Here is a 20,795-nt window from a genome sequence, read left to right as displayed (position 1 = left end):
GCATTGCAACGAAAAATGGCGGAAATCTGGCGTTAACGGAATATGGAGGGACTGTCACACTGTGTTACACGCAAAATATTCGTGCAGAAAAAGGGTTGCAGCTACACGTGAGAGTTGAGTAAGCAAGCGGGGCAGGCGAAAGCAATTTTGGAGACTTGCAGTGTTCTCTTCCTTTCAGGATGGAGAACGCGTGATACATACGGGATCATACGGGCAACTATCATCGCGTTCTGATGGGTTGAATGTTTTCGAGACGCTCGCGGCGGTCAAGCGCGCGGGTCTCGGCGCTCTTTTAAAACGGCACAGCCGACCGCGGCGTTACTGGTCTCGCACGGACGAGGCCCTCGTGGTCAAGCTATATCCAACAGAGACGGCGGTCGCCACGATCGCGGCCGAGCTGAGCCGCTCTGTGGGTGCCGTTCGGGCGAAGGCTTATAAATTCGGGCTTCGGCGTCCTAAAAAATATAGTATATTACTTGACTTTTCCGAATCTATAGCCCCCCCCCCCAGAGCGGCCGGCATTTCATTACGGTCTTGAACTAGACCTACTGACGGTTCCGCCGTCCGAATGGGGCAAGATCATTCCGCGCCGCATAGACGGCAGCCTGATTTGTCACGACAACATCGTTGCCGTACTAGCCGAGCTCTGGCGTCGGGGGCTTTCCACCGCCCGGATCGCGCATGTCTTCGACGTAAGCGATGCGACGGTGCGCAATCTCGCCTCGCGTCGGGGGCTGCCACGCCGTGGAATAGCACTCGAAGCGGCTGACGCTCCGGTCGATTCAATCCTCGATCTTCCCGTCTTTGCCTCGATTGCTGCAAACAGCGTTCCTTTTCGCTGCATGGAAACCGGTAAGCTCGCCTTCAGGCCGAAGAACCAACCGGGTATGCGGATCTCCCCCGAAGGTCGGCGCTTGCGCCGGCGTAGCGCAGCACGAGCAGCTCTGGCCGACGCGGCGAGTGTTTTCGGAGTTGCCATATGAGCGGCACGACCCGCAAGGCGCTCCAGGAGCGTATCGTCGACCCTGAGTTTCTCCAGTGGATAGCGAAGAAGCTTCTGATCGGATTCGGTGCGAGCCTTCTGGGAAACCTTGTTTCCTTATTGGTACTTTTTGTGATGGCAACGCATCCGCCGCGCGAGCATTTCTTCTATCTCGATAATTTGCTTAGACCGCGTGAACTGCTGGCAACAGACAGGCCTTACTACACTGATTCCGAAATCGGCCGCTGGGCAACGGAAACCGTCTGCGACCTCTACACGATGAATTTCAAGGATATCGACAAACATCTCGACAAGGCGTCGGAGAATTTCGACGTTCCTGGCTGGAACAGCTGGTTTGCCCGTTTCAGGGAACGCGGCAACATCGACTATATCAAGTCCGAGCGGATCTATCTGACCGCCGTGCCGCGGCATGCTTATACGATCATGGATTCCGGGATAGATCCCAAGGACCATCTCTACACATGGAAGGTTCGCTTCCATATGCTGTGGAAGTGGGAAAACAGCCATAGCGACGGTGACCATCCGCAGGAAATCGTGCTGCGGGTCGACGTCACGATCAAGAAAACCAACAACCCCAAATACAAAGGCGGCATCGCCATTACCGAACTGAACGCACCACGCCTGTCCGACGTCGGAGGCGGCTGATGCGCCACGCCCGCGCGGCGAGCATCTTCGCCCTGGCAGCCGCGCTTTGCGGCTCGCCATCCCAGGCCCAGGAGCGTGAGGAGGGACGCCAAGCAGCACCCGACCCGGTGTATTCCGGTCCGCCGCTCACCGATGAGCAGATCCAGGGCTTATACAAACGCTTTGACCAGGGACAATCCTTACTCGATCACCGTGACGACCCCCACATGGTCGGGGTGCCCGTATCGCGCTCAGTCACGGTGACATTTCGACCGGGGGCACCGATCAACATCATCCAGTTGGCGCGGGGCTTTCCGACGGCAATCACGTTTCTGGATCAGACTGGTCAGCCCTGGCCGATCGCGTGGGACACGAACTCGAACAAGGCCGGCGAATGCGACATCGACGGCAAAATGCCGAACGGGAATGGCGGGCAACGAGGGGTGCAAGTCGTGGGCGCCCATTCCTGCATTCCGGAGAAAGGGTCCAACGTCCTCATGCTCCAGCCGGAAAGCACCTATCCCAAGGGCGGCTTAGACGTCACGCTACAGGGCGCACCGAAGCCGGTTGCGTTTCTCTGGGTGACGGGACCGGGACGCTATGATGCCGATCTCACGGTCTCCGTCCGGTCGCGCGGCCCCAGGGCGCTTCCCGGAGCCCCCCCGGAAACGCCGGGCCCGTCCCTTGGCTCACTTCAGGCGTTCCTTGACGGAACGCCTCCTGCCGAGGCCGAGCCGCTCACGGTCACGGGCGTCAGCCCGGACAATCTCCGCGCCTGGAAGCTTGGCACCCATTTCTATCTCCAGTCCCGCTATGATGTGCAGAGTCCCGCGCCGACGGCTTCTACGCGGGAGTTCGATGTCAACGCGTATGAAATGCCGGCCAAGTCACCAATCTATCTCTGGGTTGGCGGTCAGCCTGTTCCTGTCTCGCTCGCGGAGATCGCACCGTGAGCGAAACCCGGGACCTGGGTGAGGAACTCGTTGGCCATCGGCTCGAAGAGCGTGCCACCAGGCGCGCGGCATGGGTGTCGCTCGCCCGCAGAAACTCCCGCAGTCTGGTCGCCCTGTCGGTGATCACAGGCTTGCTGGTCGTTGGCTGGTATGCGCTGCGCCCCGCGCCATCGGCACCGCCCGTCAGTGCGCCAGTGGTGCGTCCGAACGTCGGCGACCTTGCAGGTGGGAAGAACCTGCCGACAAAGCGCGAGCGGGACTACGCCCAGGCCAATCGCGAGGAATCGCGTGCCGCCGCCCAGCAGGGCAAATCCTACTCGGGGGACCTTCCGGGGAAGGGGGAGCAGGTGGATGCGCAGGACGAAAATGGACACATGATCGTCCCGCCCGGGGAAAACCAGCCCAGCGCGCCGACGCATCTTAACAACACCAGTGGCCCAGCACCTGCGAAGCCGCCCGCTCAGGACGGACAAGGTGCCGTCGGCAGGAACGGCGTCGGGGACCATGTGCGATCGCCATCTGACAATGCGGGCGCGTCACCTGCCCCTCCGATCACCCCGAGCTCGACCCTCGCTCCTGCCTTGGAGGCCAGACTTTTCGGCGCGTGGGACCATCAGAAAATCTCGGTGGAAAGCGGGCAACTGGAAAGCCCGGGGGACCGACCAGCCCGCCGCCCGGGGCAACTCGTCGCGGACGGCGCAACGTCGCGCCAAAGCAGCGGCGAGGCAACTTGGCCCGCCTCAGCGCCCTCCGCCTCCACCGCCGCCCCCCAGTCCCCGGAGAAGCTCCTGCTTCCCGCTGGCAGGGGCATCTACGCCGATATGGTCACGACGGCGGACAGCGATCACCCAACGGAGGTGTTCGCAGACGTCACGACGGGACCCTTCATCGGCGCCCGCCTCATCGGCAGCTTCCAGAAAAGCGGCGACACGCGACTCGTCGTCAAGTTCAGCCGTCTGGTCATCGGCAAACAGCCGGAGATCGCCGTGGACGGTCTGGCCGTCGCACCCGATACAATGGAGACATTCGTCGCATCGTCCGTGGAGGAACATCTCCTCACCCGGGCTTTGCTCCCTGCTGCGATGGAATTTGCCTCGGGTCTGAGCCAGGCAATGCAAACTGGCAATACGACCGGAATCTCGAACGGGCTCGGCGTCACCACTTTTTCTCACCTCAATCTACCCCAGGAGCTGGCAGTCGCCGGCGGCACCGCCGCCCAGGGTGTGCTGCGTATCCTCCAGCAGACGACGCCCCAACAGTCCACTGTCCGGCTCGAGCATAAGACCACGATCGGCGTGATTTTTGTGCAGGCGGTGCGTGAAAAAGTTTGAACTCTCACCGTCCGGCCCGACGCTCGGCGATGAATTGATGAGGTATCAGGTCATGTCGGGCAGCATGGAGCCGCACTTTACACTCGACGTCCCACGCCGGGCCGCCCCAAGGCTGGTCGTGGCAAGAGCTGGCGAGGCGGCCAGCGCGGCGGAAGACGGGCCCGTCGCAGGTGGCTTTTCACCCCCTGGCGGATCGGCATCGTCCGACAGCGAAGGGCATCCCCGCATCGAACCCGTGACCGACGCGCCTTCCCGCCGGGAGCAGATTGCCCGGATCTACACATGGAGCGTGACAGCCGGCCTTCTCTGCGGCGCAGTCTACCTGGGGTGGTCTTATGGGATCAAACCGCATCAGCGCGCGGCAAACGACGCGGCGCCCCTGCCTCTGACGGCAGGACCGGTCTCCGCCCCAGTCCAACGCACCCCGGCCGAGGCATCGATCGCCGAGATGATGGGCCATTCCGCTCCGCCTGCCTCGCAGAAGAGTCACAACAGCAATGTGCAGGCCCCTCCGGCCATTCCTGCCCCCCCTCCGGCAGGTCCGGCCGTCCGTGACAGGGTCGACCCGGCTATCCCCGCGACATCGGGACTGCCCGCTCCGGTCGCGGCACAGGCGGAGTTAACCGCTAAGCCCGTTGACGAAGGATCGTCGGCGCCGATGTCCGCAGCGCCGTCCCCCGCACTCGAACAGCGCCTCAACGATCTGGCCATGCGCCTGGTCCGCACGGAGGCGCTTCTCACCGCGTTGCGTGACGACGAAAAAGCAGAACGCGAAGCGTCCGACCGGTCGATCCAGAGCCTGCGGGAGAGCATCGGCGCGCAGTCCGTCCGCATCCAGGACCTCGGAGCACGGCTCGACAAACCGCAGGAAACGCAACAGCTTTCCGGCAGGCGTGCCACGCGCGTAAATGTGCCGGCCCCTCGCGAGAAGGATGACGGGAAAACGGAACGCGCCGAGGCTCCACCGTCACTTCCGCGCTATCATGTGGTAGCCGGCGGACCGGACATGGTCATGCTGCACGGCGTCGGAAACAACGACGCGACGTTCGCTCTCAGGGATATCGTGCCCGGATACGGCCATATCAATGCGATCGAGCAGGAGGGCGATCGCTGGATCGTCCGGACTGACAAAGGCCTGATCAAGTAGGCGCCGCAGCGATGCCCGGTCTCTACAGCTTTCTCCAGGATATCGGCGCCGGCCTCCTCTACTGGGTGCCGACCCTCTGCCTCATCCTGGGCTGCGCGACCATCTTCGGGGGGCTGGTGATGCTGCACGAAATAGGCCAGCGCAACGACACCTCCGTCGTGTCGCTCGGCAAGATCGTCGGCGTCATGTCCATAGGTGCTCTGCTGCTCGCTCCGGCCGCCACCGTCAATATGGTCGGACAGACTGCCGGCAGCAGCCGGCTGGCCCACATCGGCAGCGAGGAACGGATGCGAGCGGAAGTCCCCTCGGCCGATGAGCTCCAGGGCAAGAGCCTTGCCGAGATCGTGCGGGCGTTCCTCACCCCCATGGAGCCGTTTTTCGACGGTTACGGCATGCTGTTCATCATCATTGCCGCAATGCGCCTCAAGGCCCGGATCAAAGGTGTGCCGGGTCCGACATTGGGCGGCTGCCTGATCATGTTTCTCGGCGCGATCGCCGTCATCCATTTCGACGAGATCGCGCCGTGGGCTGTGACGCGATTGCGCCTCCAATAGCCCATCCACCCAAAATCCGATCCAGGAAGGACTCCAACATCATGACGATACTGACAAAAGCCCGGCTGGCCGATCGTGTGACGGTCGCCGGGGCCACACTCACCGTGGCGACCATGATGCTGGCAAGCACAGCACACGCGGACGACTTCGAAAGCTGGTCGCACAACGGCGCAACCAAGGTTGGTAACGGCTTCGAATACTGGCTCGGGGTGGCCTGCCTGGTCTTTGCGGCATGCGCCCTGTTCTGGGCAATCATCACCGTCCGCGCCCTGCTCAAGGGTGATAACCCCCGCCATGGCTGGGGCGCGGTGATCGGCAGTTTCCTGGCCGGTGCGATGGCGTTCGGGTTTTCCTATCATGCCGGCGTGATCACCTCCACCTTCTCACCGAACGGCATCGAAACCCGGACCCCGGGCAGCCAGATGGGGTTCGAAGGCTGACCGCCGGGCACGGAGCGTCACGGCATGTCGCTTTCCTCACGCCTCACGCGGAGGTTCTTTCCGCGAGGCGCCTCCGCGCCCCACCTGCCCGCGCAGACTGCGGGCATTACAGGCCCGGTTGCTGACTTCACTTTGCCCCTGGATCAGCTTCTTTCTGTCGCAAACGCGCATTCCTGGGTGGCCGCGCCATCCGGGGGGGCCGCGCCGCAATGCGCGTGCTGCGGGGCGCCAGGGACCTTCATACTCCAACGCCAACCGGTCTGCGTCACCTGCGCGTCCGTCTTTTCATTCGGCAAGCCAGGGCTCGACGAGCGAGCTGCGCTTATCTGGCTGCCGTGGTTCACACAGGGAGCGCTCAACCGGCTGGTGGGTGGCCACCTACAGGCCGCCCACCGGAACGTCGACTCTGGGAAGAGCAGCGCCGGCATCGCGCACCTGGACGAGGTCCTTCATGCAGCGAAGGATGCTGCCACGCGAAAGCTCGGCGTCCTCACGCCTTCGGCCCTGCTCGATGTTCTGGACGATCCGGCGACCCGGGCCGCGTTCGCGGGAAGCGGAATCCGGTTGCTGCCGCTCGGCGTCTGGCAGCGTGAGAACGGCCGCAACGCGTTTTTCGATGAAGGTCAGTCCACCGGGAGCGTCGACGCGTGAGGGGCATCGGCAAAGGTTCAGTCCAACAGGCCCAGGAGACCGTCCGCCGCTTCATGAAGTCGGCCTCTCCGCTCGACGGCATCCTGCGGGCGCTGTCCCGATTCAGCCTGACATTGAAGGGGCCGATCACCAGCTTTTGCAATCTGGCCACCAGCGACGGTGAGGCGCTGGTCGGGTTCGATGGCTCGTATATGACACTCGTGCGTGTCCATGGCATCCGGCGGATGATCAATCTCGCTGAAACCGAGGCCGCCGGACGCGACCTGCGAAGCCAGCTCTCCGCATCCTTCCAGTCCAAAGCGCACGCTCTCGATTTCTGCTATATTTCCGACCCCGGAAGCACCACGGACGCCATCACACGCTGTATCGAGGATGCACGGAAGATTGCACTGCGCATCGGCCTGGATTTCACTGATATCTTTGCGGAGTGGCAGCGTTATCTGCCCCGTTTTCTGCGTCATGAGGAAGTCTGGCTCGCCGTCTGGACCAAGCCGTCCGCGCTGGATTCGCATGAAACGGCCCGGGCAAAAGCCGGGCAGGATGCGGCGCGCAAGGCCCTCCCGCCGCTCGGCGATGGACAGAACCCTTCCCTTCTGAGTCGCGACCTGGCGATCCTGCACGCTGCGTTCGTGGAGCAGGTGCTGGCGACTTTCGACGCCAATGACGTGGATGCGACGCCGCTCGGGCCGAAAGACGCACTCAAGGCGATCCGGACGGTCATCTATCCTGAGACGCGCCAGGACGGATGGCGTCCTTCGCTGCCTCCGGATGACCCTCCGGTCACCATTCCAGACGAACGGCCAGAGACTGTAGACTGGGCGCTGTGGCCGCCCTTGCGCGAACAGCTTTTCATGGAGGAGGCGACGACGAGCGGTGTCTCCGCTGTATCTTTGGGAACGCGCTCCTGGCGTTCCCTTGACCTGGTCCTGGCCCCCGAAAGGGCCCTCCCGTTTCAGGAACTGGTCAGCGCCCTCAACACACGGGACGTCCCCTGGCGCGCAGGGATGCTGATCGAAGGCACAGATCAGAGCTTCATGGCGGTGAAAAGTGCCGCGGTGCAATGGGTAAGGTTCGGCGCAAACCTTGCGCGCGCGGACGCGTTTTCGGGCCTCGACGCACTGAGGAAGGCGCGTACGGACGAAATCGTGCGCGTGCGCACCACCTTTGCGACCTACGCGCCAAACGGCGACCGGCTGCTTCTCGATACCCGTCTCTCCCAACTCAGGCAGGGCCTATCCTCCTGGGGTGCCAGTAAGGTCTCACCCATGGCCGGAGACCCCGTCGCCGGCGTGTTGAGCAACGTCGCCGGGCTCGACACCGCTTCCACCGCCCCATCACACGCCGTGCCGCTGAGCCACGCATTAACCATGGCGCCCTGGGCACGCCCTGGTTTGCCGTGGACATCCGGATCCATGCTGTTCCGGACGCCTGACGGCACTCTTGTCCCAGTCGATCCGGGCGCAAGCGGTCGGCCGGCCACGCTGGATCTGTTCATCGCCAAGTCCCGCTCCGGTAAATCGGTGCTGTCCAACCGTCTTCTGCTCGGGCTCATTCTCAGCGCCGCCTCATCGACGGGCGACGGCTACCGTCTGCCCTTGATCGGCAAACTCGACTTCGGTGAAACCGTCGCCGGCCTGATCGACGTCGTTCGGGAGGGACTGCCGGCTCACCAGAAACATCTGGCGGCCTACTGCAGAATGGAGCTTGCGCCGGGCTACGAACTGAACATCTTCGACGTGCTCCCTGGTTGCCGCAAGCCGACACAGGGGCACCGGGTCTTCCTGGAAAACTTCCTGAATCTCTGGTGCGTCGACGAGAACGGCCAGTCCTATGAGCGCATGAGCATGCTCATCAACGCCGTCATCGATGTCGTCTACGACATGGTGTCCGACGAAGGGATCGGCACTTACAAAAAGGGGTATCGACGGGGCGTCGAGCGCGAGGTCGATAACGCACTCGATCGATACGGCGTCGACGTCGACCGGGATACGACCTGGTATGAGGTCACCGATCTTCTTTGCGACCGGGAAGAATGGCGTATCGCCGGCTTTGCCAGTCGTCAGGCCGTGCCGACCTTCGGCGACCTGCTGCAGGCCGCGAGCGACAAGCGGATCCTCGACGCGTTCGGCGAAAACGATCCCAGAGGCACCGGCGAATCCCTGCCCCGCGTGTTCGCGAGCTACATCGCGTTCTTCCGCTCCCGATTTCCCACGCTCTGCACGGCGACGACACTCGATCTGAGCGACGCCCGTGTCATCGGCGTCGATGTCGAGCGGATCTGTCCCAAAGGCTCCGGACAGGCGCAGCGCCAGACCGAGATGATGTGGCTGCTGGGCTTCCACATGGTTTCCCGTAAACACCTTACCGATCCGGCCGACGCCGATGCCATGCCGGCACGGGTACGCGATTACCATCGACGCTGCTTCGTGGAGTTCAACGAGACCTACAAGCGCCTGGAGGCCGATGAATACCATCTCACAAACCAATCCGACTTTGTGGGCGCGATGATGGAATTCATCGCGCGCTTCTCCGCCCGCTACCGCCTGAGCCTCGCCCTCACCAGCCAGGAGTTCGGCGATTTCGGGCAGTATCTCGTGGACAATGCAACGGGCATCTACATCCTGAGCGGCGCCACAGAGGATAATATCAACGCTATGCAGGCCAAATTCGGCCTGAGCGGCGCGTCCGTCTCGGTCATCCGCCACGGACTGAACGGCCCCGCCCCAGACGGGTCCGGATCGCCTTTCATCATGAAAATGCGCGTTCACGACAAATGGTACGAGCATCTTCTCGTCAATACGATGGGACCGATCGAGATGTGGGCCCTGTCGACGAACCCCCAGGATCGCGCGTTGCGCTCACGCCTGTATGCCCGGCTTGGCCCGTCAGAAGCTCGACGCCGCCTCGCTCGCGTGTTCGCCAAAGGGACAGCCGTCCCGGCAATCGAGGCGCGGATGCTCGCACTCCGGTCGACCGGTACCGACGAGGAACAGGCTGCGGCCGCAGTAGAGGTCATCGCCCAGGAAATCGGTGACGGTGTCGGGCTTGGCGCGGTGATCCGCGAAGAAAATGCGTGAGCGTGCGTCCAACTCTCACCGGTTGACCCGATACTCTGTGCATGAGTGTTGCCGCCCCACGCTTTGCCGTTCTGCTTGGACTGACCGCTTTCGCCGGATGCGGCGGGCGCGAGCTCCCGCCTGTAACCGTGACGGCACCCGGCGTCGCCAATCCTGAGTTCGATCTGCATCGTGCGCTCGACGACATCAAGACGTTCCTCAGCGACTTCAACGGGCGGCTTCCCACACCCGCGCGCGCCTCAGTCGCCCTTCAGGTCACGCAGCCGATTACGTTGATCGCGGGCTCGCAGACGACGACGGCCGCCACGCCCTTTATCCCGTCGCCAGAGGCGTCCCGCATGGCCTCCCGGATGACCGGCCGCGACGGCACAGTATGGTTTGCCTACCGCGACGGGACACCACACATCGGAACCCGCCCGGGCACGCTTTCACTTGTGTGGCTCCAGGCCGGTGAGACGGTCGGTCCCGCCCCCCTGATGGCTGATCCGTCGGCAGGCTGGTCGATCGACCTGATCCCCGGAAAGCGCGGCATCCACGCCGCCCCGGCGATCGCCATCCGGCAAACAGCCGGGGCGCGGAAAGCAGCGCTCCACATCACCACCTCGAAGCGGAGCTACGCGATTATGCTCGATCCAGACGCACCGGCTGCCGACACGAGGGTGCGCTTCAGCTACAGCGCCGACGATCCGAACCGTCAGCCGGATATTTCCGCTTTCGAGCTTTCCGCTCGAACCGGCGGTCAGCCGGCCAGGATCGACACCCTGCGTGTGACCGGACCCGCCGTGTCGTGGAGACCGATGCGGGTTTACCGGGATGGGGGAAGAACCTATATCCAGTTTCCGCCCGATGGCATCAATTCCGCACCACGCCTGGTCGTCGTCAGCCCGGCGGATAAAGACGCCCAGAATTACCACACCGTTGGCGATTCCTACGTGATCGACCGTCTGATTGATGACGGCATGCTGATCGGAAACGAGAGCGGGCATCCGACCATTCGCTTCACACACGGTGAAGCACCGTGATGCGCGGCGGCATCCTTGCGCCCTTCGTTCTTGCCGGCGCGCTCTGCGCCTGCGCGGACCAGACACGCCTGTCCGAGCGCTCCCACATTTCCGGAGCGAGCTTTCGCGACGTTTCGGCGCTGACGGTGTTCATTGCGGACATACTCGCTGACACCCTGCCTCCTGCCACCACGACGTTGCGGGTCATTCCGCTGAGCGGGGACGACCCGGACCACGCGGCGTTCCTGCTCGCCAATACGCTGCGCGAGCGCGGCTTCGCGCTTTCGCCCGATGGCATGCCCTACCCGGGCTCGCATTCCGTGCGCTACGCCGTTTCTCCCGTCGGGGGCAACCTGGTGCTGGAGCTCGACGCAGACGACGCCTCCACGACCTGCCTGTATGGCCATACACCTTCGGGCGCATTGAAGCCGGTCGGAAGCTGCACCTCGCGAAACGGCACGTCGCTTACACTCCGCATCCCGGCCATCGCGCTACCGGACCGCGAGCCAATGGCCCTGGCAACGGCGGCGCCTGCCGTCGCCACGCATCCGCTTCCATCGCAACCGCGCGGTCCGTTCCCGATCACTCCATCAGGCCCGGCCGAGGTCCCAACCCAGACGCCTGTGGTGGCGCCCCTCCCCCGCCCGATCATCACCCAGGCTCCGCTTCCGGTCTGGGTTCTGCTGAAGGGAGAGCCTGTCCGCGACCAGATGCTGGCATGGGGGGACAAGGCCGGATGGACTGTGATCTGGCCTGTCGACCGCGAAATGAACTGGATCGTCCCCGTGACGACCTCCTTTACCGGTCGATTCGATGACAAGGAGAGTGGACCGCTGGCCCAGGTTATCCGGACCCTCGTCGCCGAGGACAAGCCCGTGAAACTCGACCTCTATTACCCCAACAGGACGGCTGTGATCAGCAATACGGGGGTCGCGCAATGAGACTCTTACGCAAGGCGGCGGATACTGGTCTGTGCATCCTCATGCTTTCGACCGCCGCCGGCTGCGCAGATTTCGATGCCGCGCGTCACAAGGAACAGCACATCGCGGATCTCGCCGAGAAGCTCCGGCCCCCGAGCCAGCAGTTGGTGGCCTCGCATGATGTCCCCTATCTCATTGGCGAACCGCTCGGCGAAAACGCGGTCGTTCCTGACATCCTGCAATCTCACGCCTCAATCATGATCGCTCGGCCGGTCAGTCTTCGCGACGCCGCGATCGTCGCCAGCCAGCGGACCGGCATTCCCGTCTCGATCACGCCGGACGCCGAAATGGAGCTGGCGGTATCAGCCCCGCTTCCCACCGCGTCATCAGGGTCGGGCGGCGCGCTACAGTTCGACGGCGTCAACATTCCCCCGCCCTCGGCAGCGCTGACGGCCGCGATGCCAGCAGCTGCGCCGACATGGTCCGGTGCCGGCGTCTGGCTCGACTATCACGGAAGCCGGCTCGGCGTCTTCCAGGCCGTGGCCGCCCGGTTTGGCATCTCCCAGCGATACGAGGACGGACAGATCACGTTCTTCCGGACCCAGGCGAAAACATTCATCATCCCGGCGTTCAACGACCAGACCACGGATGGCGCAATGATCACCGCCTATTCGGGCGGCGGCCAGAATGGCGGCGGATCCGGCGGCATGGGCTCAGGCGGGATGGGATCCTCCGGCGGCGTCAGTTCGATGAGCTCCATGGGCTCCATGGGCGGGAGCAGCGGCAGTTCCAGTGGCGGGAGTTCGACCGGTGTCACGACCTATAGCCACCAGCGAACGAACAACCGCTGGGAGAACCTCTCCAAGACCGCAGAGGCGATCTCGGGCGGCGCGATCGTGCGCGCCGACCGTGATCTCGGCACCCTCACCGTCGTCGGCACCCCCAGCCAGGTACAACGCGTCGCAGAGTGGGTGAAGGATCTCTCCGACAGCATGATGCGTCAGGTCGCAGTCGATGTGCGCGTCTATACCTTCAAGGCCACGAGCGAGACAAACTACGGCTTCCAGCCCAAAGTCGCCGCCAGCGATACCGCCAAGGCGTTCGCCTCGTCCATGACACCGGCGGCGATCCCGACGATTCAGTCGACCGACGTCCCGTTCAGCTTCGGAGCGAACATCCTCGATAGCGCGAAAGGCGCCGGTGCCCGTTTCAAAGGGACGGAGCTGCTGGTACAGGCGCTCAGCGAGCTTGGAAATCTGACACAGATCTATGATTTCCCGGTTGTGACAACGAACGGCATAACCGTGCCTTTCCAGAACGGCGAGAACGACACCTATCTGCAAAGTTCCGGCGCCGTCCTTGCCGCGAACGCCGGCACCGCCAGCACCCTCCAGCCCGGCGTGGTGATGAGCGGCTTTAGCGGCAAGGTGACGCCGCGCATCGTTGGCAACAAAATCATCCTTCAGGGGACGTTCACCCTACAGTCAATCCTCGGCATCGGGTCGGCGGGCTCGGGTAACTCCAGTATCCAGACGCCGAAGACCGCTAGTACGAATATCGACAGCAACGTCGTGCTCCGCAGCGGCGAGACGCTCACCCTGACGGGATACATGGACGATTCATCCCAGCGCAACCGCACGGGGGCCGGCTCGCCTTTCTTCTGGCTCTTCGGCGGAGGCGGCGACGCCCAGAATGCAAAGAGCCGAGTCATCGTGACTGTCGAGGCCCACACGATATGAGCAATCGCCAGCACTCCGGCTTCCAGAAGCTCGGGACGCTACTACTTGGCCTGAGCGTGGGTCATCCCGCCCGGGCCGATATGCCGCCCTGTGCGGAGCGAATGATGCACGCTCCTCCCGGACAGGCACTTTCGGTAGAGGCTCTTTCCGTCAATAGAAGCTGCCTCGGCGAGCTGTCGATCGAGGCGGCTGCCGCCGACCTGAAGGCGCATATCGCTGACGCAGAGCGCAAGATTCACGAAAAGCCAGCCGCCGCATCTCCGCTCACCCAGCCGAGTGCACTCCCGATGGTGCCGCCGATGCTGGGGTTGCCCCCGACGACAGGCCCGCACGGTGCCCCGCAAACGCCGCCGGAAGTTGCTTTGCCCCGCATCGTGATGATCACCTCGGACGAAGGACACGCACAGGCCGTCCTGCGTCTGGCGGACGGCACAACGCCGTCTGTGACACAGGGCAGCCAACTGCCTGACGGCACGGTCGTTCATGCGGTGACGGAGTACGGTGTCGTCATCGAGCGTGACACCAAGCTGGTCCGTCTCGCCCCTGATGATGGGACCGCACCGCTTGCCCCCTCAGCGGGCCTGGGCCGCCCGGAGACCCGCTCGGGTGGGTACCGCCCATGATGCTCGCCCTGCGAACCGGCGCGACCACGTGGCATTTGAACGGCACCTGGGCCGTTGTCGCCTCGAAGCCCAGTCGCCGGATGTTGCGGCGTCGGGCGCGCGGACTTGAGATGACGCACTTCGTCGTCATTCCAGGTGAACGCTGGACCATTGGCTATTTCTCCCTTCCCCCGAAGACGCGACAGCGCGCCATCCGCCCGGGCGCGCTCGCGCTGGCCAGGAAGATTGGTCCGGACAAGCTGATCGAGGTACAGATCACGGAGGACCAGTTCTGGATCGTCGGCACCAATGCGCGGGGCGAGCTTGAACGATTTTCCGATAGCGTGCTTTCGGCCTCGGAGCGCGACGCGCTGGAGACGACCATTCCACGCGAAATTCTCGCCGGCCGTGAGCGGGTCGGCTATGGCGAGGCTGAAGATCTCCTCCAGGGCCTTGAAGGCGCGACTGTCCCCCTCGTGCCGGTTTCCCTGGAGCAGCCCATCGGGATCGCTGTCGGCAGTCTGGCTGCGGCCGGCGCTGTCTGGTGCGCCTTCGCGGTCTGGCAGCATCACAGAGCGATCGTCGCCGAGGAAGAACGGCAAGCACTCCTTCTTCTCGCGCGGCGCCAGAATGCCAATGCCCAACGCGTCGTCCTCCCGAATGTCTGGCTTGCAGCCTGCGAAGAAGCCGTCGGAGCCGACCTGCTGCGAAGCGGATGGGCCCTCACGAGTTGGACCTGCCAGCCGCAAGTGCTGATCAGGACCTGGACGCGTGACGGCGGCACGCTGGCGACTGCCCCAGGCGGCAAGCTCGATCCTTCTTCCCAGGGGAATACAATCACCGAGACTGTCCCCCTCAGGCTCACCTATTCCCCTGCGGACAGAGCCCCGCACAAGGGCGGGCTGCGACGCCTCATTTCGAAGCTACAGGAGGCCAATGTCGGCATTCAGCTCGGTTCCGTTTCACCGACCGATTTGAAGGCTGCCGTCCACTTCACATGGCCGGCCGAACCCAGCGGCACCGATTGGAACGGCATTCCCGGACTCGAATTTACCGAAATGTCGGCCGCTACGGGGATCGACGCACAAAACTGGAAGACCGCGCCGGTGACCTACACGCTCACCGCACGCGTATCCGGAGGAACGGATCCATGAGCTTCATCGGCACTGTTTTCGGACGTGGCAAACGCGGACCGCGCCGGCCGTCGGGTTTCGATCCTTATGGCCGACATCTTATCGGCAAGAACCTCGAGCGCCACGTCCATGTCGACGTCGAAAACCAAACCCTGTTTCTCGACGAGGACCGGCGCAGTAGCGACGAGATGCAGGAATGGCTAAACGCCCATCGCCGGCTGACCGGGGCTGTCTGGCCGGCAAAATGGGAGGGCATCGCCGAACTGACCGCCCGCAAGGCGTCCTTTCGCGAGATTACGGCGATCCGGGATCAGGCGGGAGAGGGCGCTGCGACCGCGCGCGAAGCCGGCCGGAAGCTGCTCACGATCGCAGCGGCGTTCCGGATCAGCGATATGCATTTCCGTCACGGCGCGACGCATACCAGTATCGAGATCCGCCTTCGCAAGAAAATCATGATTCTCAAGGAAGTCTCACGCCATGAGGGGCGACAGCTGGAAATCGCGATCTTCAATCTGCAGTCGAGCCGCAAGAACACCTACTCGGAAAAGGATCCGCAGGATGGCGGCATCACCGGCGATGCCCTGCCCGGCACGGGTCTGGCCAACGTACGCATCATTCGTGGCCCCTCCTACCCGCAAATGGACGGCGGAGGCTTCATGTCGCTGCGCTTCCAATACAAGGAGGGCACGGGTGCCCGCCCGGAGATCCCCCCCGATATCATCCTGCGCTCGCCGAAGAAGCCGGAGGTCGATATCGAGGCGGAACTCCTGCCAAAAGGGTTCTCCCCAAGGCAGATAGACCTTCTGAAGTATCTGTGTTCGTTCCCCGCAGGGTTCGTGGTGCTGACCGGACCAACAGGCTCCGGAAAATCAACGACACTTCTTGCCCTGAGCCGTCATCAGGCCAGGATCGATCCGCACAAGCGCCTGATCACCATCGAACGCCCGGTGGAATATTTCATGCCGTGGGCCGTCCAGCTTGAGGTCTCGAATACAGACGACACCGAGCAGGCTCAACGCGAGTTTGCCGAACATGCCCGCAACATGCTCCGCATGGACCCCGATCGCGTGGTCATCGGTGAAATCCAGGACGTCGGCGTGGCGCTGGTCGCGGTCACACTGGCGCGGACAGGGCACTCAGGCTTGACCACCCTACACGTTGACGACGCCTTCGACATTTTCCCCCGCCTCGAGGACATGGACAACGATCGCCTGAAACGCCAGGTGATCTGCGACACATCGCTGTTCCGCGGCGTCGTGGCCCAGCGCATTCAGTCGGTGCTCTGTCCGCACTGCAAACTGCCCTGGGAGCCGGACGATCCCCGCATGCCGAGCGTGAGCCGCGACGCGCTCCGCAGTTGGGGCGACACGTCCGGGGTGTATCGCCGGAATCCCGACGGATGCGACCACTGCAACCACATGGGGAATGACAGCCCCACCGCCGTCGCCGAGGTCGTGGTCGCCAACACCGAACTGATGAGCAACGTAATCCGCCATGGGGTGGAAATCGCACGGCAATGGCACCGTGCCCGGCCGGACGCCGATACCACCATGGTCGAAAAATCGATCGCGCTTGCCTTTGAGGGCCGCGTCGACCCGGCCGACATCATCGGCGAAGTCGGTCAGATTCCGTTTCGGGACGAGCTGGAACAGGAGCGTCGCCGAGCGACCGCCGCACGCGCTGCCCGCGACGCCGGGACAAAGGAGCCGGCCCCATGAGCTTCGAACTCGTTCCGACCGACACCTTTGGAAGCAGGACGCTCGCCCAGGCGGACTGGTCCGAGCGCTTCCTGCTGAAACTCAATTTCGGCTGGCGCACGCGGGCCGATCTTTACGAGATGATGGCCCTGCGTCTAGGCGACGGATCGAGCCATACCACGCCAAGCCGGCTGATCCTCCAGTATATCGGCCGGCTCAAGCGGCGCACCTTCATCTCCGGCATCCTCGCCCGCGGGACAATCGACGTCCTGGAGCGGGTCTATTCGGAAATGGAGGACCATTCCCGCTCGTTCGCAGATGCCATGGCACCCCTGATCCCGGCCGACGAATATGGCACCCTCGTCGCCGGCGAACGGGCTCGGAACCTCGGTGAAATGCTTACCCTGGCCGTCGAGCGTCGCGAGATGGCGGACCGCATCGTCAGGGCCGCCCGCAAGCCGGCGTTGGTGATCGCACTGTATATCGCCATGCTCCTGGCCACCGTCATCGTGATGGCGGCGACGGCCCTACAGGACATCGTGGCCCTGGTGCGCAGCATGGGCGCCAGGCCGACATTCTCTCTCCGCCTGGTCACGAGCGTCACGGATATGGCCAGCGGCTCAGCCCCCTACTGGGCCACAGGCATCGTGTTCGTCTCGATCATCGCCGTTGTCATCAGCCTGCGTCATCTGACCGGCGCCTGGCGCGTCCGGCTGGAGATGATCCCGCCCTGGTCGACCTACCGCAATATCCAGGGCTTCCTCTGGCTGACGACGTTCGTGATGCTGGTCCGCTCCGGCGAATACGACACCAACGTCCTACGCGACCAGATGCAATATGCCTCTCCGTGGCTGAAGGAGCGCCTGGAGGCCCTGCGGGAGAAGATGCTGCACCACGCGGTGCTGCTTCCCGAGGCTCTGGAGGAGATCGGCTTTCAATTTCCGTCGCCGGAATTGATCGATGACATCAGCAATGTCTGGGGCGTTACGCAGAACGCCTACGACTACTTGCTCGTGCAGTCGCGCAAATGGTCGGCCGAAATCGAAAGAAAAGCCATCCGGCTTGCCGATCGCGTGATGGTCATCGGCACACTCGCGATGTGGATTTGTGCCGGCCTCCTCTATCTCGCATCTCAATCGATGATCCCGGTCGATGCATTCGGGGGGTGATCAGCAGAGCACACACCGGCGAGAACAGGCGACCGGTCCACCTAAACCTCCTAACGCAAACATAAAACTCCGCTTTCTCGGTCAGAAAGGACTTAGTCTTATGGAAAGACTTATCGCAATCATCGCAGCCGCGGTTATCGGAACAATTGGCCTCGGCTATGTCGCAGAGAACACCGTTCTCTCCTTCATGCACAGCGGGACCGAGGCCGCGATCGCACAAGCCGGCGATATCTGGTCCCAGACGCGAGCCGTCTACGGCACCACCGTGGCGGGCGGGCAGACAGATTTTACGCCCATCAACAACGCTGACGCGATCAAGGCCGGCATCGTGCCGGAGAAGTCAAGCCCCGATGGACAGACCATCCGAGGTCCCTGGCAGGGGTCCACGATCGTCCTCACCGGGACGACGAACACCCTCTATGAAGACTGGAACGGCGTCCCCTCGTCGGCTTGTGCGCGTTTTGCTTTGTCTCAGCCAACAAATGGCGTGTTCGTAAATGGCACCTGGATCGTGGAGACGGGCGTTCAGACCGGCGCCTCGTCGGCTGTCGCGCAAGCCTGCAACCGTGGCAGCACGGACAGCCTGAGCGAGGTGAAGTTCAGCTTTACCGAGACGACAGGTCAGTAACGGCAATGCTCGGCCAGCTTCTTCTCCCACTCGCACTTGTCATGATCCTGGGTGCGCTCGCGCTTGAGCAGCGGGTCATGAATGACCACCACTCCGGGGTGACGATGGATGAAGATGTGGTGGCTGACGGCTTCCTCTCCTACAAGCGGGCCGTGCAGGCTTATGTGCATGAGAGTCCCGGCATCACCGGGAGCATCTCTCTTGCGAGCTTACCCACCGCCGACATCACTGGGGCAACCTCGGCCATGCACAGCATCGTGCAGCGTAGCGCGGCCGGCACCACAATCCAGACCTGGTGGGATGGTGCCGGATCCGCGCGGCTTGCGGCCCTGCAGCGCCTCTCTGAGGGCGATATCGCTATCGGCCTGTCGAATGGGTCCACATGGCAATCCCCGGCAGGTGGCCAAATGGGCGCCCTGCCCGTTGCCGTGGCTGCCGGCGATGTCGTGTCAGTCGTCACCTTCACCGGAACCGGTTTCTGATGGGCTCACTCGTCTCTATCCTCGTCTCGACCGTGATCGGCGCTTACATGATCGGCCACCTCGCCCTGATGGTCGGCGCCGGTCACGAGCGCGCTCTCCAGGCACAGACTTCCGGGCAGTTTCAGGATCTTCTCACGGCAGCCCAAGCCTATCTTGATGCCAATCAATCGGCGCTGGCCAGCCTGGTGTCGGATGGCGCCCCCCATGAGATTGCGTTGTCGAGCCTGAATCTGCTGCCGAACTTCCGGGTTCTCAATCCCTATGGGCAAACCTGGCACGCCTATGCCGTGCAACCGACATCGGGACAGGCCGATATCGCGATCATCACCACGGGGGGCGCACAACTCAATCTCAAGACGCTTGCCGGCATCACGAATATTTCCGGCAGTCACTCCGGCTATGTGGGGCCGGACAATGTCACACCGGCGGTCAACAGCCATACCGCGGTCGGTGCCCAAGGAGGCTGGCAGATGGCCCTGGGCGGCACGTTCCCAAACCCAGGTGCAGGGCATCTTTACGGTCTGGCGTCGGTCACGACAGGCGCGCAGGATAATTCAGATGTGCTATATCGGGACAACGTGCCCAATCATCCCGAGCGCAATACCATGGCTGCCAATCTCAATATGGGCGGCAATGACATTACGAACGGTGCCAGCGCGAGCTTTTCCGGCCGGATCGGGACATCAGGGATTGACCCAAATGCCTTGCCGCCTGGGTGGGGAGGCGGGCTCGCAACCCTGGATGTGGCGGCCCAAGGGACGATCGGCGCCGGCCCAAGCGGACAGTTCCCGGCAAGCTGGATCAACAGCAGCGGCAACGGCCATGTCGATAATCACTTCGACGCGCGACAATTGGAGGGCGGAGCGGGCGATCCATTCGGTCCATGGACAGGCGGCCTGAAGCTCGGAAGCAGCTATGTTTACGGCGACGCATCCACCCTGAATCTGCGCACTCCGGGCGGCATCTCCATTCAGCACACGGGCTCGGGCGCCGCTGCCGACATCAGCCAGGTAGACCACGTCTACGCACAGAACAGTATCAACACAAATACGGACATGTACGCCGCGAGGTCCCTGATAATCGGGACCGCTGCGGGCGCCTATCAGGGCAATTCCTGCGCGCAAAACGCCTCCATCGCCGCACAGGCTGACGGAAGCGGTATCATTCTCCATTGCGAGAACGGCAAATGGACGACTGGTAAGCAGCCATGGCTGCATCGCGCCACATGCCCTGGATGGGACAGTGAAAACACCGTCAGTCATCAGAATCTAAGCGGCGACCCTCTTTACAGCAGCAACGGAGACGCCGAGTTCGTCACCGTCACGGGCACCGGCATAACCTACCATAATGGATACGCGACGCAGTTCGCCGCCTACGTCGATGGGAATCTTGTTGGCCTGTACCACCACGAAAGTGGGGATACCTCTATGGAGGTAGCCTCCGCGCTTACCTTCGTGGTACCTTATGGCTCGACGTGGTCGGTCGTCGGCTGGGGACGCGAAATTCCATTAACTTGCCAAGTCTACCAGTAGTCCAGACATGCCTCTCCTTCCCCCCTGCGCGCATGTTGCCGAGGTCGCCTACTCCGTCCCCGTAAAAATATTGGAGACCGTTGCGGCACATCGGCGCGACGGAATCGGGCCT

Annotated in this window: 18 protein-coding genes; all 18 read left to right on the top strand. The window is 63.1% G+C overall.

Features of this window, described 5'->3' with window-relative positions; translation table 11 throughout:
• The first annotated feature begins 979 nt into the window (after positions 1–979).
• The 18 genes from HLH48_RS15690 to pilV all read left to right on the top strand — a co-directional run bounded on the left by HLH48_RS15690 (position 980) and on the right by pilV (position 20,683).
• Positions 980–1,648 carry a DotI/IcmL/TraM family protein gene (locus tag HLH48_RS15690; RefSeq protein WP_182998431.1) on the top strand — a complete coding sequence of 223 codons (669 nt, stop codon included), beginning with the start codon at positions 980–982 and terminating at the stop codon, positions 1,646–1,648.
• Entirely contained in the window at positions 1,648–2,580 is a 933-nt protein-coding gene (locus HLH48_RS15685) for a DotH/IcmK family type IV secretion protein (RefSeq protein WP_182998430.1), read from the top strand. The genes HLH48_RS15690 and HLH48_RS15685 overlap by 1 nt, the downstream gene beginning before the upstream one ends.
• A complete protein-coding gene (locus tag HLH48_RS23295) occupies positions 2,577–3,911 on the top strand; it encodes a DotG/IcmE/VirB10 family protein (RefSeq protein ID WP_246387389.1) in 1,335 nt (444 codons plus the stop codon). The genes HLH48_RS15685 and HLH48_RS23295 overlap by 4 nt, the downstream gene beginning before the upstream one ends.
• Positions 3,912–4,569: 658 nt before the next feature.
• Positions 4,570–5,058, top strand: coding sequence for a hypothetical protein (locus HLH48_RS15675; protein WP_182998429.1), 489 nt, complete (start codon positions 4,570–4,572; stop codon positions 5,056–5,058).
• Between the two features lie 11 nt (positions 5,059–5,069).
• Complete coding sequence (locus HLH48_RS15670; protein WP_182998428.1) at positions 5,070–5,612, top strand: hypothetical protein; 543 nt, start codon at positions 5,070–5,072, stop codon at positions 5,610–5,612.
• Positions 5,613–5,653: 41 nt separating this feature from the next.
• Positions 5,654–6,052: a hypothetical protein gene (locus tag HLH48_RS15665; RefSeq protein WP_182998427.1), complete on the top strand. Its 399-nt coding sequence runs from the start codon at positions 5,654–5,656 to the stop codon at positions 6,050–6,052.
• A gap of 24 nt (positions 6,053–6,076) precedes the next feature.
• A complete protein-coding gene (locus HLH48_RS15660) occupies positions 6,077–6,703 on the top strand; it encodes a hypothetical protein (protein WP_182998426.1) in 627 nt (208 codons plus the stop codon).
• The gene (locus HLH48_RS15655) at positions 6,700–9,780 is read left to right on the top strand and encodes a type IV secretion protein DotO (RefSeq protein ID WP_182998425.1); all 3,081 of its coding nucleotides are present in this window, start codon (positions 6,700–6,702) and stop codon (positions 9,778–9,780) included. The genes HLH48_RS15660 and HLH48_RS15655 overlap by 4 nt, the downstream gene beginning before the upstream one ends.
• Before the next feature lie 41 nt (positions 9,781–9,821).
• Positions 9,822–10,802: a TrbG/VirB9 family P-type conjugative transfer protein gene (locus tag HLH48_RS15650; protein WP_182998424.1), complete on the top strand. Its 981-nt coding sequence runs from the start codon at positions 9,822–9,824 to the stop codon at positions 10,800–10,802.
• Complete coding sequence (locus tag HLH48_RS15645; RefSeq protein ID WP_182998423.1) at positions 10,802–11,722, top strand: toxin co-regulated pilus biosynthesis Q family protein; 921 nt, start codon at positions 10,802–10,804, stop codon at positions 11,720–11,722. The genes HLH48_RS15650 and HLH48_RS15645 overlap by 1 nt, the downstream gene beginning before the upstream one ends.
• Before the next feature lie 41 nt (positions 11,723–11,763).
• Positions 11,764–13,440, top strand: coding sequence for a pilus assembly protein PilN (locus tag HLH48_RS15640; protein WP_246387388.1), 1,677 nt, complete (start codon positions 11,764–11,766; stop codon positions 13,438–13,440).
• Positions 13,437–14,063 carry a type IV pilus biogenesis protein PilP gene (pilP, locus tag HLH48_RS15635; protein WP_182998421.1) on the top strand — a complete coding sequence of 209 codons (627 nt, stop codon included), beginning with the start codon at positions 13,437–13,439 and terminating at the stop codon, positions 14,061–14,063. Before HLH48_RS15640 ends, pilP begins: the two co-directional genes overlap by 4 nt.
• Positions 14,060–15,196, top strand: coding sequence for a type 4b pilus protein PilO2 (locus HLH48_RS15630; protein ID WP_182998420.1), 1,137 nt, complete (start codon positions 14,060–14,062; stop codon positions 15,194–15,196). The genes pilP and HLH48_RS15630 overlap by 4 nt, the downstream gene beginning before the upstream one ends.
• The gene (locus tag HLH48_RS15625) at positions 15,193–16,893 is read left to right on the top strand and encodes an ATPase, T2SS/T4P/T4SS family (protein WP_182998419.1); all 1,701 of its coding nucleotides are present in this window, start codon (positions 15,193–15,195) and stop codon (positions 16,891–16,893) included. Before HLH48_RS15630 ends, HLH48_RS15625 begins: the two co-directional genes overlap by 4 nt.
• Entirely contained in the window at positions 16,890–18,041 is a 1,152-nt protein-coding gene (locus tag HLH48_RS15620; protein WP_182998418.1) for a pilus biosynthesis protein PilR, read from the top strand. The genes HLH48_RS15625 and HLH48_RS15620 overlap by 4 nt, the downstream gene beginning before the upstream one ends.
• Before the next feature lie 100 nt (positions 18,042–18,141).
• A complete protein-coding gene (locus tag HLH48_RS15615) occupies positions 18,142–18,669 on the top strand; it encodes a type 4 pilus major pilin (RefSeq protein WP_182998417.1) in 528 nt (175 codons plus the stop codon).
• A 5-nt stretch (positions 18,670–18,674) separates the two neighbouring features.
• Complete coding sequence (gene pilM / locus HLH48_RS15610; protein ID WP_182998416.1) at positions 18,675–19,151, top strand: type IV pilus biogenesis protein PilM; 477 nt, start codon at positions 18,675–18,677, stop codon at positions 19,149–19,151.
• A complete protein-coding gene (gene pilV, locus HLH48_RS15605) occupies positions 19,151–20,683 on the top strand; it encodes a shufflon system plasmid conjugative transfer pilus tip adhesin PilV (protein ID WP_182998415.1) in 1,533 nt (510 codons plus the stop codon). Before pilM ends, pilV begins: the two co-directional genes overlap by 1 nt.
• The last annotated feature ends 112 nt before the right edge of the window (positions 20,684–20,795 follow it).

Origin of the sequence: Gluconacetobacter sacchari (genome assembly GCF_014174255.1) — a bacterium.
Classification (GTDB): domain Bacteria; phylum Pseudomonadota; class Alphaproteobacteria; order Acetobacterales; family Acetobacteraceae; genus Gluconacetobacter; species Gluconacetobacter sacchari.
The sequence above is the reverse complement of the archived record's forward strand: the minus strand, read 5'-3'. Positions and strand labels throughout refer to the sequence as shown.